At 44.0% G+C, this 17,354-nt stretch carries 17 protein-coding genes; 8 read left to right on the top strand and 9 right to left on the bottom strand.

Annotation, left to right across the window (positions count from 1 at the left end; genetic code table 11):
- The first annotated feature begins 10 nt into the window (after positions 1–10).
- From ybeD to EXT47_RS03415, 5 genes are all read left to right on the top strand, one after another.
- Entirely contained in the window at positions 11–289 is a 279-nt protein-coding gene (gene ybeD / locus EXT47_RS03435) for a DUF493 family protein YbeD (protein ID WP_010606146.1), read from the top strand.
- 19 nt (positions 290–308) lie between these two features.
- The gene (gene lipB / locus EXT47_RS03430; protein WP_010372061.1) at positions 309–962 is read left to right on the top strand and encodes a lipoyl(octanoyl) transferase LipB; all 654 of its coding nucleotides are present in this window, start codon (positions 309–311) and stop codon (positions 960–962) included.
- Positions 959–1,924: a lipoyl synthase gene (gene lipA / locus EXT47_RS03425; RefSeq protein WP_017216358.1), complete on the top strand. Its 966-nt coding sequence runs from the start codon at positions 959–961 to the stop codon at positions 1,922–1,924. Before lipB ends, lipA begins: the two co-directional genes overlap by 4 nt.
- 216 nt (positions 1,925–2,140) lie before the next feature.
- Entirely contained in the window at positions 2,141–3,217 is a 1,077-nt protein-coding gene (locus EXT47_RS03420; protein WP_010372068.1) for a lipopolysaccharide assembly protein LapB, read from the top strand.
- A 253-nt stretch (positions 3,218–3,470) separates the two neighbouring features.
- Positions 3,471–4,673, top strand: a complete 1,203-nt coding sequence (locus EXT47_RS03415) for an aromatic amino acid transport family protein (protein ID WP_188249488.1) — start codon at positions 3,471–3,473, stop codon at positions 4,671–4,673.
- Positions 4,674–4,733: 60 nt separating this feature from the next.
- Here EXT47_RS03415 and EXT47_RS03410 read toward each other — a convergent pair whose 3' ends face one another.
- From EXT47_RS03410 to pomA, 3 genes are all read right to left on the bottom strand, one after another.
- A complete protein-coding gene (locus EXT47_RS03410; RefSeq protein ID WP_130125885.1) occupies positions 4,734–5,255 on the bottom strand; it encodes a hypothetical protein in 522 nt (173 codons plus the stop codon).
- A 169-nt stretch (positions 5,256–5,424) separates the two neighbouring features.
- A complete protein-coding gene (locus EXT47_RS03405; RefSeq protein WP_017216362.1) occupies positions 5,425–6,354 on the bottom strand; it encodes a flagellar motor protein MotB in 930 nt (309 codons plus the stop codon).
- 2 nt (positions 6,355–6,356) lie between these two features.
- A complete protein-coding gene (pomA, locus tag EXT47_RS03400) occupies positions 6,357–7,124 on the bottom strand; it encodes a flagellar motor protein PomA (protein ID WP_017216363.1) in 768 nt (255 codons plus the stop codon).
- 234 nt (positions 7,125–7,358) lie between these two features.
- On the opposite strand from pomA, the gene xseB reads away from it, so the two are divergent.
- From xseB to dxs, 3 genes are all read left to right on the top strand, one after another.
- Complete coding sequence (gene xseB / locus EXT47_RS03395; protein WP_010372081.1) at positions 7,359–7,598, top strand: exodeoxyribonuclease VII small subunit; 240 nt, start codon at positions 7,359–7,361, stop codon at positions 7,596–7,598.
- Entirely contained in the window at positions 7,598–8,497 is a 900-nt protein-coding gene (gene ispA / locus EXT47_RS03390) for a (2E,6E)-farnesyl diphosphate synthase (RefSeq protein ID WP_039493690.1), read from the top strand. The genes xseB and ispA overlap by 1 nt, the downstream gene beginning before the upstream one ends.
- 166 nt (positions 8,498–8,663) lie before the next feature.
- Complete coding sequence (dxs, locus tag EXT47_RS03385; protein WP_130125884.1) at positions 8,664–10,535, top strand: 1-deoxy-D-xylulose-5-phosphate synthase; 1,872 nt, start codon at positions 8,664–8,666, stop codon at positions 10,533–10,535.
- 97 nt (positions 10,536–10,632) lie between these two features.
- Here the strand turns inward: dxs and EXT47_RS03380 are convergent, their stop codons facing one another.
- The 6 genes from EXT47_RS03380 to ribBA all read right to left on the bottom strand — a co-directional run bounded on the left by EXT47_RS03380 (position 10,633) and on the right by ribBA (position 17,350).
- Entirely contained in the window at positions 10,633–13,713 is a 3,081-nt protein-coding gene (locus EXT47_RS03380; RefSeq protein ID WP_130125883.1) for a ligand-binding sensor domain-containing diguanylate cyclase, read from the bottom strand.
- Between the two features lie 24 nt (positions 13,714–13,737).
- The gene (locus EXT47_RS03375; RefSeq protein WP_010606135.1) at positions 13,738–14,220 is read right to left on the bottom strand and encodes a phosphatidylglycerophosphatase A; all 483 of its coding nucleotides are present in this window, start codon (positions 14,218–14,220) and stop codon (positions 13,738–13,740) included.
- 8 nt (positions 14,221–14,228) lie between these two features.
- Entirely contained in the window at positions 14,229–15,191 is a 963-nt protein-coding gene (gene thiL, locus EXT47_RS03370) for a thiamine-phosphate kinase (protein ID WP_039493693.1), read from the bottom strand.
- A gap of 43 nt (positions 15,192–15,234) precedes the next feature.
- The gene (nusB, locus tag EXT47_RS03365) at positions 15,235–15,645 is read right to left on the bottom strand and encodes a transcription antitermination factor NusB (protein WP_010372094.1); all 411 of its coding nucleotides are present in this window, start codon (positions 15,643–15,645) and stop codon (positions 15,235–15,237) included.
- 11 nt (positions 15,646–15,656) lie between these two features.
- Positions 15,657–16,121, bottom strand: a complete 465-nt coding sequence (gene ribE / locus EXT47_RS03360; protein WP_010372096.1) for a 6,7-dimethyl-8-ribityllumazine synthase — start codon at positions 16,119–16,121, stop codon at positions 15,657–15,659.
- Between the two features lie 116 nt (positions 16,122–16,237).
- On the bottom strand, positions 16,238–17,350 hold the full coding sequence (gene ribBA / locus EXT47_RS03355; protein WP_010606133.1) for a bifunctional 3,4-dihydroxy-2-butanone-4-phosphate synthase/GTP cyclohydrolase II: 1,113 nt from the start codon (positions 17,348–17,350) through the stop codon (positions 16,238–16,240).
- Between the last annotated feature and the right edge of the window lie 4 nt (positions 17,351–17,354).

The raw sequence follows: 17,354 nt of genomic DNA, 5'->3' as shown, positions 1-17,354 counted from the left end.
GGATACCGTCGTGGTAAAACCAGTTAAAAATACTAAGTTTGATGAATACTTAGAATTTCCTTGCCCATTTACATTCAAGATTATGGGCCTAGCAAATGTCAATTTGACGGATCAGATCCTAGCTAAACTGCAGGTTATTGCACCGGGTGATTATGCACCAAAGGTTAAACCAAGCAGCAAAGGCACCTATGAAGCCGTATCTCTTGTCGTTACTGTAACCAGCAAAGAGCATATCGAGCAGATTTATACCGAGATCGGTGGCATCGAAGACGTCCGTTACATCCTGTAGTTGTTAAGGACCCCTAGTTATGGAATCTCGTAAGTTAATTGTGCGCCAACTCGGCCTTTGTAGTTACGAGCCAATTTGGCACAAAATGCAATCTTTTACCGATGAGCGTGATGACACCACTGCGGATGAAATCTGGCTGGTGGAACATGAGCCTGTTTTTACACAAGGTCAAGCCGGTAAAGAAGAGCATGTCTTGGCGCCAGGCGACATTCCCGTCGTAAAAGTGGATCGCGGTGGTCAAGTTACCTACCACGGTCCTGGGCAACAAATGCTTTATGTACTGCTCAACTTACGACGATTGAAAATAGGGGTACGTGAACTTGTCACTTGGCTAGAGGAAAGCATTATCGACTCCCTAAAAGAATATGGGATAGAGGCTTATGCTAAAGCCGATGCACCAGGTGTATACGTCAACGATAGCAAGATAGCATCTCTTGGACTTAGAGTCCGCCGTGGCTGCTCGTTTCATGGTCTCGCACTCAACGTTAATATGGACCTTGGTCCATTTTTACGAATAAACCCTTGTGGTTATGCGGGCATGAATATGGTGCAAAGTAGCGAAATTAATGGACCTCAAACCGTCGCTGATGCGGGGGCTGGTCTGGTAAAACACATGCTAAAACGCATTAATGCTGAGCATGTCGAATACACTGAAGGGTTTGAAAACGTATGAGTAAACCAGTCAAAATGGAGCCAGGGGTAAAGCTCCGCGATGCTGAAAAAATGGCATTGATCCCAGTTAAAGTCATGCCAACAGAACGCGAAGAAATGCTGAGAAAGCCTGAGTGGTTAAAGATCCGTTTGCCAAAATCAAGTGAACGTATCGATGGCATTAAACAAGCAATGCGAAAGCACGGCTTGCACTCTGTTTGTGAAGAAGCGTCTTGCCCTAACCTTTCTGAGTGCTTTAATCACGGTACAGCAACCTTTATGATTTTAGGTGCAATTTGTACTCGCCGCTGTCCATTCTGCGATGTGGCCCACGGTCGTCCATTAAAACCTGACGCCCAAGAGCCGGAAAAGCTTGCACTTACCATCAAAGACATGAAGTTGAGCTACGTTGTTATTACCTCTGTTGACCGTGATGATTTGCGCGACGGTGGTGCGCAGCACTTTGCTGACTGTATTCGTGAGATCCGTAAGCACAACCCAGGTATTACAATCGAAATTCTTGTGCCTGATTTCCGTGGTCGTATGGATAGAGCTTTAGAGATCTTAAGTGAAACACCACCAGATGTATTCAACCACAACCTTGAAACTGCACCAAGACTTTACAAGCTAGCGCGTCCAGGCGCCGATTATAAGTGGTCGCTCGAATTACTACGCCGCTTTAAAGAAGCGCATCCAGAAGTAAGAACTAAATCAGGCCTGATGGTTGGACTAGGCGAAGAAATCTCTGAAATTGAAGAAGTCTTAAGAGACTTGCGCGAGCATAACGTAGATATGCTTACCGTAGGCCAATATCTGCAACCTTCAAAGCACCACTTGCCAGTCAAGCGCTACGTGCCACCGGTTGAGTTTGATGGGCTAAAAGAGTATGCCGACGAAATAGGCTTTAGCCACGCAGCTTGCGGACCATTTGTACGCTCTAGCTACCATGCAGATCAGCAAGCCGCCGGTAAAGAAGTAAAATAACTTCTGCTACGAACTTAAGTTCAAGTAACACGGATATTGCTCCTAGTCGTCAGCAGGAGCAATACCCATACAATTTCCAACTTCCCCTCTACGCATTCATGTAAATTCAATGTAAAATAGCCAAAATTCCCTTAATTTACACCCTTGTATAGCCAGAGCGTTTTAGTGGTAACAAGGCTTTAATTATCCCCAGCTCAGGTTACTTAGAATAATAATATGGAATACGGACCAATCAGCTTTTACGCTATTTTTATTGCCGTTGTGGTACTTGGAGGCAGCTTAGGCGGGCTCTTACAAGCGATGCGTTCAACGTCGTCATATAAGTTTCGCAAACCTAAGTTTAAGAGTGCGAATAGCGCCGCCCCAGAGTATTGGGACTTAGGTGGATTCGGTGTCATTCTAGCCGGTGTGATCTCAGCATTTATGGCAATCGGTGTGCTCACCATGGCGGGCGCTGCTGACTTCAGCCCAGTCAGTAAGTATGCATTTAAATCATATCAAAATGGGGAGCACGACTCCCACCATCAAAACAATGACGAGATACTCATTCCCGTGGCGATGTTCTCATCTGCACATAACGATAACGCCGTTGAGATCAACCGTATCATCAAAGTGGTCGTTGAGCACAATTTGAAGCGGGAAAACGATTCAATTACCGGTTCTGATAAAGCATTTTGGACTTGGATTAAAATCTTTTCATTCTCTATTTTAAGCGGTTTTGGTGGTGTAGGACTCGTTTCTAGCGCCTACAAGCGCTACGTTGGCGAAGATGAATTCAATGACATCCAACAAAAGGTTAAAGAAGAGTATGAAATAGCACGTAAGAATACCGTAGAAATCGCACTCCAACGCGCTAGGGAATTGATTGCAAACACACAATACGATGAAGCAATTAAGGTTTGTGATGACATTCTTACCAACATTCATCCAAACCATGCAAGAGCAATTGGCATAAAAGCCAGAGCACTCAGCCGAGATGGTAAGCTCGCAGAAGCCATCAAGCTGCTAGAAAGCGCACTTTCCATCTCAGATATGAGTGAGTCCGTCAGAGCTCGTATGCATTGGAATATAGCCTGTTACCAGACTCGTATAGATTTTAGCGAAGGCTTACCTGAGGAGCTAGATTGTATGGTCCGGACGCTGGGTGAAATCCGCAGCCATTTGGAGCGTGCAATTGCGCTTGATGAGCATTTAAGATTGAAGCTACCTGACGGTGAGAGTGACCTTATTGTACTAAAGTCGCTCAGTTCGAGAGGTCAAGATTGGTTTGACAATTTAGTACGAGCGCAATAGACTCTTAGGTAAGTTAGCTTGATACGGTGCATTTTCATGAGAGATGAAGACTTTATATAAAAGTTAAAGGTACAAGCACAAACTCACTGGATGAAAATACCAGTGAGTAGAATAAGCCGCATATTGATATGCGGCTTATTTGTTTTTAACGCATAAATTTTATGCGCGAATTGGTATTAGCAGCAAAACGGTTTCATTTCCTCGCTATTCGTTATATCTTGCCTCACCAGATAATAATAATCAGGGGCAAAACGTGCTTAAGAATAAAACTTTGGGCAGCATGCTGATTGTAGCAGGTACTACAATTGGCGCGGGTATGCTCGCCCTCCCTATTGCATCAGCAGGACTCGGCTTTTCTACCGCTATCGCATTATTAGCAATCACATGGTTGTTAATGACCTATACCGCTTTGCTTATGTTGGAAGTACATCAATACGCAGATCAAGACGCAACGCTAAATACACTGGCGAAAAACTTGCTCGGTAAAACGGGCCAATATGTCGCTAACTTTTCTATGGTATTTTTATTCTATGCACTGTGCGCAGCTTATATCGCGGGAGGTGGTGCACAACTTCAAAGCAAACTGGTTAGTGTACTAGGTGATGGGATCACTCCCCAACTCGGTTCAGTATTGCTTGCTGTTATCATAGCAACCATAGTGACATTAGGCACAAGTACCGTCGATAAGCTTAACCAGTTACTATTTACCATTAAAGTTATCGTGCTCGCGAGTTTGTTTTTTATCCTGACTCCTTATGTTCATGGCCAACATCTTATCGATATGCCAGTGGAGCAAGGGCTTGTTATTGCGGCAATTCCTGTAATTTTCACTTCATTTGGGTTTCATGGATCAATCCCATCAATCGTTAAGTACGTGGGCGTAGATATCCGCCAATTACGTAAAGTAATGATGTTTGGTGCTTCCCTCCCGCTTATCATCTATGTATTTTGGCAACTACTAAGCCAAGGTGTTATGGGTCAAGAGAGCTTAATGGCAAGTGAGGGACTGCCGGGTTTTGTCACCAGTATTTCGTCTATCGCACACAACGACAACGTACAATTATTTGTGACGGTTTTTGCAGATCTTGCTCTCGCAACTTCATTCTTAGGTGTTAGTCTCGGCTTATTTGACTTTTTTGCAGATGCCTTTAAAAAGCAAGATACTAAGAAAGACCGTGTAAAAACGGCATTCATTACCTTTTTACCACCGCTTGGCTTTGCCCTCTTTTATCCAAAGGGCTTTATTATGGCACTGGGATATGCAGCGATTGCGCTCGTGGTGTTAGCAGTATTTCTACCAGTTGCTATGGTATGGAAGCAGAGAAAAGTTAGAGGTAATGATGGATATCAGGTTAAAGGTGGTACGCTTGGACTAGGACTTGCCGCCATTTTTGGTGTGATGATCATCACCTCTCAGCTAATGCAAATGGCTGGCCTTATTCCTAGTTTAGGGTAAGCAAAACAGCTGCAAATTAACCTGAACCTTGGATAAGGCATTAATTATCCGAGGTTTAGGTTAACTAGTCGTTTCTGCTAATCTATTTTCCCTAGCCAATCTCGCTTCTTTTCTATCTTGCATTAGTTTCCAAAAGGTAAAGACTGGCACAAATGCTAAACACAGAGTAGCCACATTAACCATAGGAATAATTGTAGGGTACAGGTAAGTTGAATAGGACAGATCCATAAAATGTCTGTCGACAAGTCTAAAAAACTGTAATAGCGGTGCTGGAATAATGATTATTTGGGCAAGAATACTTTGCCATAGATACATCTTATCTTTAACAGCCCAGTAAGCAATAATTGCCATGAAGACAATGTCTGAAAGGGCCCAATAGATATACCGATAAACTTTATCAGGATCAGCAGCCCTAATATAATCAGAATTCAGAATTCCCAAGACATAAAACAACGCAATTAGAGTTGCATATCTTAACGCTTTTATATCACGAACTGCGAGACATAAAATAACCGCGATAAAAGATACCCAAACGCTATGCTCAAAAAAGAAGAGCCTAACAGGCTCCCACGCGGACCACATAATTAATTACTTTGTTACACTTGGCTTTTTTTCAGCTTCATCATCGCCGCCAGAGCCGTTATCACCTGGTAATCTATAATTTTTAATGTTCATCATTTTATCCTTATCGAGAGTTTGTAGAGCAGCTAGAACTTTAGCGAATTCCCTGTAATTTGGCAATAAACTGTAATTAATTTTGCCTCACCTCAATAGGGTCTGACTCTTTAGGTTTACCCTGTAAAATCGAGATTTCAACACGCCTATTGCGGCGTCTATCAGCATCACTGTCATTGGGAACAAGCGGTCTGGTGTCTGCGTGACCAACCACGACCATTCTGTTCTTATCAAAACCACGAACGCGCTCCATCACAGTCGCAACAGCGACCGCTCTCGTCGCCGATAAATCCCAGTTATTGGAGTAAAGTTCGTTAGTGACTCTAAAATCGTCTGTGTGACCCGAGACAGTAATTTCACCGGGTACATCTTTGAGTAGTTCTGCAATTTCGGCAATCACTGGTTCAAATTTAGGTTGTAAAAACGCACTACCTGCGGGGAAAGAACCATTCTCTTGGATACGAATAATGATTTGCTGCCCTAGAGACTCAAGCTCAATCGCACCATCCATTATTTGCTTTTCTAGCTGCTGCGCAATCTTTTTAACAAGCTCATTAACTTGTTCTTGATCTGCGGATGCGATTGCTTGCGTTGACGCCATTTCTTGAGCTGTACTGGCTGACTCACCACCACGCTTATTGCCCCGCTGCTCTTGCCGACCACCCGCAGACGATTCATCACCGGCCTGAAACTCAAGCATCTGTTGCGTCATTTCTACGGTTTGCTGTTGGATAGTTTCAATTGGTGTTGGCTCTGGCTTACCAGGAGTAAATTCCATCGCGATAACACTGGTACCTTTTGGGATATCCTTTACTTCTATTTTGTTTTGCACACCAAAAGCAAACTTCATCGACCCGGCAATTTGCTTAAACTTCAGCACGTCCATTTCAGAAAATGCCAGTAGCAGTACAAAGAAGCACATCAGTAATGACATCAGATCAGCAAATGTCCCCATCCAGGCGGGAAGACCTGGAGGAGGACATTTACATTCTTTCTCATCTGACATGGTTATTCCTCAGCCTCAGCGCCACGTTTAGATTCAGGCAAATAATTTTTCAAAATGCCTTCAATAACTTTCGGGTTTTGGCCATCCTGAATGCCTAAGACAGCATCTAAGATGAGCCGCTGATTTCGCTCTTCTTCATCTTTACGAAGCTCAAGCTTAACCTGAATAGGGATCGCAACCACGTTAGCTAAAAACGCACCATACAAAGTTGTTAAAAGTGCAACAGCCATGGCTGGCCCGATTGCTTTTGGGTCGTCCATGTTAGACAACATAGCTACCAAGCCGATGAGTGTTCCGATCATCCCCATCGCAGGCGCAATATCCGCGAGGGATTTAAATAAACCCGCGCCTAGTTCATGTCTTGAAGACGTTAGGGAAATGTCTTTTTGCAGTGTGGCACGTACAACATCAGCGTCATGGCCATCGACTAACATATCAACGCCTTTACGCATAAACTGGTTGGGAATTTCGGCTTCTTCTAACGCTAAGAAACCACCTTTACGCGCAGAATCAGCAAGCTCAACGGCTTTTTCAATCAGCTCTTCAGGGGTTTCAATTTTAAACATGAAGGCCTTGCCGGCCACTTTACCAATGCCGAAAAATTGTCCAAGCGTAAAGTTAGACAATACGATAAAAATTGAACCACCAAATACGATAACGACGGAAGGCGTGTTATAGAACATAGCGATCTGGCCATCACTACTCAGTACCATCGACATTACAATCAAACCTATGGCACCCAGGATCCCTATTACCGTTGCTAAATCCACATGTCCTCCGGGGGAAGTTATTTGTGATAAATCACGCAGTTATTATTGTTTGAGTTATCGGCAAGTTTCTCTACAACTTAACACTATTATATTAAAAAGTGTTTAAAATGCGAGTTTATAGCAGATCTTGTAATGCCGATACTCCGTCAGATCAAAAAGTCTCTGGTTTTTTTGACCTTGGCGCGCAATCCCCCTAAAATTGCCACACTTTTACTTTACGGGTCAGTGTGACATATGGCAGTAAAAAAACCTGATAATTTGAGCTTTGAAGAGGCCATGCAAGAGTTGGAACAAATCGTTGCAGACATGGAAAACGGTAGCTTACCTCTGGATCAAGCACTTAAACAATTTGAGCGTGGGATAAAGCTCGCAAAAGCTTCAAACCAAAAACTTCAGCAAGCTGAGCAGCAGGTCGCTATTTTAATGGGCGAAGATGAGCAAGCGCAATTACAGCCATTTGAAAACGAAGCCTAATGTCAGCAAAATTACAAGAAAAACTCCTGTCTGCAAAGACTCGTGTAGAAACCACCGTTTTACACTATTTTGATAATGTGATTGATACTGAAGAAAATATCAAAGCCGCAACGCGCTACAGTATAGAAAATGGTGGTAAACGCTTGCGACCGTTTTTGGTGTACTGCACTGGTGAATTGTTTGGTGCGGCTCCAGAAGACTTAGACAAGGCCGCTGCAGCAATAGAGTGCGTGCATAGCTATTCGTTGGTGCACGATGATTTACCCGCGATGGATGATGATGAACTTAGGCGCGGCCGTCCAACCTGCCATATTCAATTCGATGAAGCGGCAGCTATCTTAGCTGGCGATGCCTTACAAACTCTGGCGTTTGAGCTGTTAAGTGAGCATCAATTCGCAGTAAGCCACCATGCGCAAATAAAAATGATTTCCGCGCTAGCTAAGGCATCGGGTCTACAAGGCATGGTTGGTGGCCAAGCACTTGATATAGCTGCTACTAATCGTTCAATTTCCATAGACGAACTTGAACGTATTCATAAGCTAAAAACAGGTGCACTGCTAAGCTGTGCTGTGGAGCTTGGGATCTTATGCGGCAACCCAGAGCTAGTTACCGAGCAAGCATGTAATGCAATACGCACTTATGGTCGTGCAATAGGCCTTGCATTCCAAGTCAGAGATGACATTCTTGATGTAGAAGGTGACACGGCAGTGCTTGGTAAGCCACAAGGCTCTGACATAGAACATAATAAGTCTACCTACCCTGCACTGTTAGGCTTAGAGCAAGCAAAAGAAAAAGCCGAACAGTTGATAGATGAAGCATTGGATGCGCTTACGAAAATAGATGGTGACACAGAAATACTTGCAGATTTAGCGAAATACATCATAGATCGAGAATATTAAGCTGACGTATAAAATAACTACGCCAAGCTAAGAAAATATTCACAAGTACTTTGTAAATACTGGCTAACATAATATTATGACCAGTTGGTGACGAATTTTAATAATTATGAAGTGAGCTGCGCGGGTAAGTACTCAGCAAAGACTCACTAGGACTCTGATAAATACCATGAAACTTGATAGTAGCAAGTATCCTTTACTCGCGTTAATTGACGACCCAAGTCAACTTCGTCAATTACCCCAGCATAAGTTATCTGTGTTAAGTGATGAATTACGAGAGTATTTGCTAAACTCAGTCTCTCAAAGCAGCGGTCACTTAGCTTCAGGTCTTGGCACGGTCGAACTGACCGTTGCATTGCATTACGTCTACAACACACCACAGGATAGATTGGTGTGGGACGTAGGCCATCAGGCTTACCCCCATAAGATCCTAACGGGCCGCCGTGACCAGATGCATACAATTCGCCAGAAAGATGGGCTACACCCTTTCCCATATCGAGAGGAAAGCCAATACGATACCTTTAGTGTTGGTCACTCAAGCACCTCAATTTCTGCAGCGCTCGCAATGGCTATTGCCGCTGAAAGAGAAGCAATTGGCCGTAAAACTGTTGCTATTATTGGTGATGGCGCAATGACTGCTGGTATGGCGTTTGAAGCCATGAACCACGCGGGAGATGTTAATCCGGACATGCTCGTGATCTTGAACGACAATGAAATGTCTATCTCAGAAAACGTTGGCGCACTTACAAACCATTTCGCTAAGATCCTCTCTGGTAGCTTCTATACCAATATTCGTGAAGGCAGTAAAAAGCTGTTAGCTGGTGTACCGCCAGTTAAAGAACTTGCTGGCCGAATGGAAGAACACTTAAAAGGGATGATAATCCCAGGTACTTTCTTTGAAGAGCTTGGCTTTAACTATATTGGCCCAATCGATGGACATGATGTTGGCACCCTAGTTGATACGCTGCGTAATATGCGTAACCTTAAGGGGCCACAGTTATTGCATGTTAAAACGCAAAAAGGGAAAGGCTATAAGCCTGCAGAGGCGGATCCTATTGGCTATCATGGCGTACCAAAGTTTGATCCAACCGTGCACAGCTTACCCAAATCAAAACCCAGTGCACCGACCTTTTCAAAAGTATTTGGTGACTGGCTCTGTGATATGGCCGCACAAGATAACAAGCTGATGGCTATAACACCTGCAATGCGTGAAGGCTCTGGCATGGTGCGCTTCTCTAAAGAGTACCCAGCTCAGTATTTTGACGTTGCGATTGCTGAGCAACATGCTGTTACGCTTGGTGCAGGCTTTGCCTGTGAGGGCTTGAATCCTATTGTTGCTATTTATTCAAGCTTTTTACAACGTGCTTATGACCAATTAATTCATGATGTTGCACTACAAAATCTGCCGGTACTTTTTGCGATTGACCGCGCAGGTGTCGTTGGTGCCGATGGTGAAACACACCAAGGGGCTTATGATCTAAGCTTTTTGCGCTGCATTCCTAATATGGTGATAATGGCACCAAGCGACCTCAATGAGTGTCGCCAAATGCTCTATACCGGTCACCGCCTAGATAGGCCAGCTGCGGTAAGATACCCTAGGGGCAGTGCGGGAAGCGCAGAGATTAGTGCAGAAATGAGCGAACTGGAAATTGGTAAGGGCAAGGTAGTAAGAGAAGGTGAAAAGCTGGCTATTTTAAGCTTTGGTACATTGCTTGAAAACGCTCAAGCCGTTGCCGCAGAGCTAAATGCTACACTAGTTGATATGCGCTTTGTAAAACCTTTAGATACCGCACTTATCGAAGAGCTAGTGGTAACTCACGAGCGCTTTGTAACACTTGAAGACAACGCAATTGCTGGTGGTGCAGGTTCAGCTGTGAGCGAATATTTTTTAGCCCAAGGCCATCTAAAGCCAATCAAACTACTCGGCCTACCTGATGAGTTTATTAAACATGGTTCGCAATCCGAGATCCACGCCGAACTGGGTTTAAGCAGCGAAGGAATAAGTCAGCAAATTAAGGCTTGGCTAAATCCACAGTCTTGACTTTGAGCAGTTCTAAAAAGGCTTCCATTTGGAAGCCTTTTTTATGCTCTGCCTCTCGTCCTGCAATACGTTGACAGTTTAAGAGTGTGGATGAGCTTTACCTCATCCACACTCTTACTTCCGCAAGTCCATTACTTTGCAAAAGTTGTAGCTGAGACTCTATGTTCGCGCTTTGCTCAAATTCGAATGCATCCAATTGATCGTCAAAGATGATTGTCGCAGCACCATCACCGCCACGTTGTTTGACCTGATGTAATGCGATATCAGCGAGATTCACAGATGATTCCCAACCAATGACCTTACCGCCTAGTAGTGGCAATGGATAATATGACCACCCCATCGACACCGTCAGTTTAGTCGTTTTACCGTTCGGTAAGCGGTAATCCGTTTCAGCAATCGCCTTACATAAGTCACTGACATACTCTTCGATATAGTCTCTGCTAAAGTCACGTAGTAGTAATAGGAATTCATCACCACTCCAACGGACAACATAATCAGAACCTTGTGTCCGTGTATTGAGTAACGTCGCTAATTGCTGCAAACAACTATCACCGCCAATTGGACCATAAGAATCATTAATTTTGCTAAAATCATCAATGTTCATGATCATCAATACCAAACTCTTATTTTGAGCCTGTAATGACTGTGCATTACGCTGATAATGCTCGACATCTTTTGGTAACTGATCAAAGAGGAAGCGACGACTACGTAGCCCCGTCAATTCATCTGAGTGACTTACAAGTTTAAGCTGAGTATTGACCTGATTAAGCTTTTCGTTGGCTTTTCTGAGCTCTGTCGTACGCTCTGCTATCAACGCTTCTAGCGCGGCTTGCTTTCTTCTTTCTTGTGCTCTAAATACCCAGAAAATGAGATAGAACATAAAGATAAACGCACAAGTGATAAACAGCCTAAAGTAAATCGTCTCATCGAAACGGCGCGGTAACGTAATGGATAAGTTAAGCACCTTCGCCTGCTCCCAATCTTGCCCTTGACGCTTAACTTCTAAAACAAAGGTGAAGTTGCCTGGTGGTAAATTGGTATAAATTGCTTCGCGGCGTGACTGAGCATCACGCCATTGCGTATCGTGCCCTTCTAGCTTGTATCTAAATTCAATGCTATGCGGCGCATAAAAATCGATTGCAGTATAATTAATGGTTAAATCACGCTCAGATGTATCAAGCTGGATCACTTGATTTAATGATTCTGTACTAAATACTCTATCGTGGGTAGACAATGACTCTAGCTTTGGCAATAAGTCCCCACCACCAAAAAGCTGGACATTTTTAGGGATTTCAACAACGCCTTGTAAGCTGGGGTAAAAAATAGCTGACTCGGTTTCAACCACGGCATCATGCCCAAGTCCTGAACAACATTGGCTTGGTCTGCCATCAAGCTGCCTATCAAATGGGCTTATTACTTGTTCAACTTGCAAACTCTCTATAACGTGACCGAATTGCGCAACGGGCATGCGATATACCCCTTTCATTGTGCTCACCCAGATGAGCTGATTGCTCTTGTCATAATGCAGCGAAAATATCGATCCGTAAGGCAATCCATTTGAAGCATCAAGCTGGTACCAATCACCGTCTGAGGTACGATAGAATAACCCATCGTTGAGAGAACCAACTAAAGTCGTCACGGTATCCAAATGCAAAATACTGGTGATATAAGCGGTATCCAACGACGTTTGAGAACCAATTTTTTCGATCCCCTTATCATTGTAACGATAAGCCCCTTTATTTGTACCAATGAAGCCGTATCTAGGGAAGTCTTCAACAAAAGTGACGAATTGGCTACCGAGAAAGGCATTATAGGCGAACGGCGTTATCCCCTTGTAATCAAGACGATACAAGCCCCTGCCAGTACCAAACCACATCCCCCCACGATTTGAAGGGCTGAGAGAAAATACCGGATTTTGCCTGAGCTCACGCTCACTTAACTTTTGCAGTGTGCCATCTTCATAGATAAGCGCGCCACGGTCAGTACCAAGGATGAGCTTTTCACCGATAAACTCTAAGTCGTGTATTACAGAGCGATTTAACTGAGCACTTGTGAGCACGGGTTGATAACTATCATTTAACCCGATAATACCAAGACCTTCTCTGCTAGCTACCCACAATTGGCCATTGGGGCCTTGAGTGATTGCTGAGATAGCTTGATTTGTCCGCTGGCCGATATGATGACGCTCAACCTTACCTGAGTGAGCTAGCCAAAGTCCCTCATTTAAACTAGCGAGCCAGATATTATTATCGTTATCCATAAAAATATCGGCAAACCAGATGCTCTGATCTAATTGAATGGGCTCAACAGCTTGCCAAATACCATTATTTTGTCGGTATAACAATCGCCCATAAGTGGAAACCCACAGGCCACCTTCTTTATCGTTAAGAAACTTATATACCGCATTGTTACCCACTTCTTGGTAACGACGTAGTACTTCATCTATATCCAGAAAATAGGCGCCCAGCTCTGATGCTAAGAACAACTTACCATCGACCCAAGCTAAGTCATGTATGATGGTTTGCGCTAACTGTTCCGGTAATGACACTTTGCTTGCCAATTCAAGCCGAACCCCATCGCCAGTGCGATTGTTTGATTCGCTGATTTTAAGTAAGTGACGTTCATTTACCAACCAAATGCCATCTGGCACCAGCGCCATTTTAGTCACGGAACCTACAATTTGATTGATTTGGGTAACATCTAACGTACTTTGTTCGATGTTATTAGCGGCTAACGTCAGCTTTTTCGCAGAAACATAATACAGACCATTCGCAGCAATCCAGATCCCGCCATCTTCATCTTGCAAGATATCCCGTACAGGCCCCTGCAGATCGAAACGTCGAGCTTCTAAGGTTTTGGGGTTGAGTCTTAACAATCCTCGACGCGTGCCAACCCAGAGCATGCCAAATCGATCCACCACCAATTTATTAATGGCATTGCTATTTAAAAATTCGGTATTTTGGGTATTGAAGTTTTGGAATTGATGACCATCAAACCGACTTAGGCCAAACTGAGTTCCGAGCCAAATGTAGCCCTGATTGTCTTGAACGACACTCTTAACGCTTTGTGACGGTAATCCACTTTGGATATTCCACTGTTTAACTACGTAATCATCTATCGCCGCAAAACTCGTAATTGGTAGCAGCAAAGTGAAAATGAAAAACAATAGCCTTGTCATCTCGATTCCATCACATCAGCACAGTTAGACTAAAATGCCAGTTTTAAACAAAGCTTGCACGCAAATCAATGAAAAAATGCCAGCTAATACATCATCTAGCATAATCCCAGAGCCACCGTGCAAACGTTTATCGAGCCATCTTATCGGACCCGGTTTCAAAATATCGAAAAAGCGAAACAAAATAAAGCCAACGATTAATGACTGCCAGCTAAGTGCCGCCCCTATCATGGTAATATAAAAGCCTGCCACTTCATCCCAGACAATGGCTGGATGGTCATGAACATTAACATCGTCCGCTGTTTTACCACACACCCAAATCCCAAATAATGTCATGACAATCGCAACCAGACATTGCAGCCAAATTGGTGCACCTTGGGTTGCAAAAATAAACGGTAATGCGGCGAAGGTACCAAAAGTACCTGGTGCTTTTTTCGCTAAACCAAGACCAAACCCGAGTGCAAAGAATTGATGCGGCTTCTTTAAATTAAATACATACTGCTTAGCCAAACCAACTCCTAGCTAAAATGCTCAAAACCAAGCCCTGCGAGCTGGTAAGGTTGATCTTTTTTGAGCAATTGAATTTCGCCATTATTAGCCGTAATTTGGCCAATGCAAACTGGCTCAACACCATATTGCTTCAATCTGGTTTCCACGGCATTTTTGTTATTATCATTGACCGTGAAGAGTAATTCGTAGTCATCACCAAAACCGAGCGCGAGCCTCATGCGTGCATCTTCATCAAGACTTGAGCGCAGCGCATCAGACTGTGGGACTTTATCGGCATTTATCTTAGCGCCAACTAACGAGCTACGTAAAATATGCTTAAGATCCGCAAGTAGACCGTCTGAGATATCGATTGCTGAGGTAGCAAGCCCTCTAAGCACTTGACCAGCTGCAACCCGTGGCGCTGGGTAGTGAAACTTTTCAAGCGCCGCTTTGTAATGTTTTGGCTCAAGCGTCCAGCCCTGCTTTCGCGCTTCAATAGCAAGCCCTGCGTCACCAAGTGGACCTGTTACATAAATCCAATCACCCACTCGCGCTCCTGAGCGCTTGAGTGCTTTACCAGTTGGTACAATACCTTTTGCACATACAGTGATAGTCAATGGACCTTGCGTTGTATCGCCACCTATTACTTGTACGTTATAGTACTCGGCGATTTCATGCATGCCTTCGGTGAAGGCCTCTAACCACTCTAAGTCAGCGTTGGGTATGGTTAAACCAAGTGATACCCAAGTAGGTTCCGCGCCCATAGCAGCTAAGTCGCTAAGGTTTACCGCAATCACACGATGGCCAAGCGCCCGTGGTGGAATATCTTCAAAAAAGTGCACACCCGAAACTAGCGTATCCGTTGTTACCGCAAGCTGATTGCCAGCAGGAACTGAAACCAAGGCGCAGTCATCACCGATCCCAAGCTCTACATCTCGGCGAATAATGCCACGGCCTTTAAAGTAGTGATTGATTAGCTCAAATTCTTTCATACACAAAAAAGCCGGCCAAGGCCGGCTATTCCTATAGTAAAGCTTATTTGCGAATAAACTTAACCGCTTTGTCTAGTACACCGTTAACGAATTTGTGGCTCTCTTCAGCGCCAAACATTTTCGCTAACTCAATACCTTCGTTGATAGCCACTTTGTATGGCACATCTTCACGGAATTTAAGCTCATAAGCACTAACACGTAACACGGCAAGCTCAACCATATCCAATTCTTCAAGTGGACGAGCTAAATGCGGACGAATTGCTTCGTCTAGCTGCTTTTGGTTAACAACAACACCACGCGCTAAGTCTTTGAAGTATTCTACATCGACTTTAGTTACGTCGTTTTCGATCAGCATTTGCTGTTCGATATCGGCAATTGGGTTACCACTTAGCTGCCAAGAATAAATAGCTTGTAAAGCAAGTACACGTGCTTTGCGTCTAGCTGCTGGTTTCACTGAGATTCCTCTTAAATTTGCTCTAGCACGTTCACCATTTCTAGAGCTCCAAGGGCGGCTTCTCCCCCTTTGTTGCCCATTTTAGTGCCCGCGCGCTCGATAGCTTGCTCAATGCTTTCGGTAGTAAGTACACCAAAAGCAACAGGGATGTCATAATCTAATGAAACGCTAGCTAAGCCTTTGTTAGACTCGTTAGCAACTAAATCGAAGTGTGGCGTACCACCACGAATAATCACACCTAGCGCAATAATCGCGTCGTGCTCTTTTTTCATCGCAACGCGTTTTGCTGCTAGTGGTAGTTCAACCGCTCCCGGTACATATACAACTGTGATATCTTCATCGCTAACACCACCGGTACGCTTTAATTCATCTACAGCGCCTTCAAGTAAGCTGCTACCGATAAAATCGTTAAAACGTGAAATGACAATGGCAAATTTTTTGCCAGGAGCGTATTTATTACCTTCGATTACTTTCATTAGATGTTCCTAATCTGTATGAGCAATTGCCAAATTGAGGCGCATGATAGCACAGTAATGTGGCAATCGCCTACTATCTGAATATAGGCGATTGCGATCAATTTGGCATTTTGGAATTATTTTGGTTCGACGTATTCAACCACTTCTAAGTGGAAACCAGACAGCGCATGATATTTTTTAGGTAGACTCATTAGGCGCATTTTCTGAATGCCTAAATCAGCCAAAATTTGCGACCCCACACCTACGGTGCGCGAAGTACCTTGGAATTTACGGTAGTTCACCTGTTCACCCGCATCTTCCGCAGCAAATGCCTTAACCAACGCTTCCATCTCTTCGCTGCGTTCTTGCTTACCAAGAATGACTAATACGCCTTCGTTGTCAGCAATGTGCTTCATGGCACTTTGCAGTGTCCAGCTTCTATCCGCGCTGCGATCTGAATGAAGAATGTCGTTAAACGTGCTTTGCAAATGCACACGTACTAAATTGGCTTCTTCCGATTTGATCTCGCCTTTTACCATCGCATAGTGAAGTTGATTATCAATGGTGTCTTTGTACGTCACTAGGTTAAACTCACCAAACTCAGTAGGCAGTTTACACTCTGCTACTTTTTCGATAGTGGTTTCGTTTAAGTTACGATACTCAATTAAATCAGCAATGGTGCCGATTTTAATATCGTGTTCTTTTGCAAATACTTCTAGTTGTGGGCGACGTGCCATAGTGCCGTCTGGATTTAGAATTTCAACAATCACAGATGCAGGTTCCAATCCCGCCAAACGTGCTAAATCACATCCAGCTTCAGTATGACCTGCACGCGTTAAAACGCCGCCTGGTTGCGCCATAATTGGGAAGATATGACCAGGTTGCACAATATCTTCAGGCACTGCACCTTTGGCAACTGCAGCTTGCACTGTACGAGCACGATCTGCCGCTGAAATCCCCGTCGTTACGCCTTTCGCAGCTTCAATAGACAAAGTAAAGTTGGTAGAGAACTGAGCGCCATTGGTTTTCACCATTAGTGGCAAGTTCAGCTGCTCACAGCGCTCCTGTGTCATGGTCAAACAGATTAACCCGCGACCATATGTTGCCATGAAATTAATTGCATCTGGTGTAATGTGCTCTGCTGCAATGATCAGATCACCTTCATTTTCTCGGTCTTCATCGTCCATCAAAATAACCATTTTACCGGCTTTAATGTCCGCGATGATTTCCTCAGCACTATTTAAACTCATAGTT

The organism is Pseudoalteromonas sp. CO342X (genome assembly GCF_004208915.1).
Classification (GTDB): domain Bacteria; phylum Pseudomonadota; class Gammaproteobacteria; order Enterobacterales; family Alteromonadaceae; genus Pseudoalteromonas; species Pseudoalteromonas maricaloris.
Note: the sequence above shows the minus strand (reverse complement) of the source record. Positions and strands in the feature narration are given on the sequence as shown.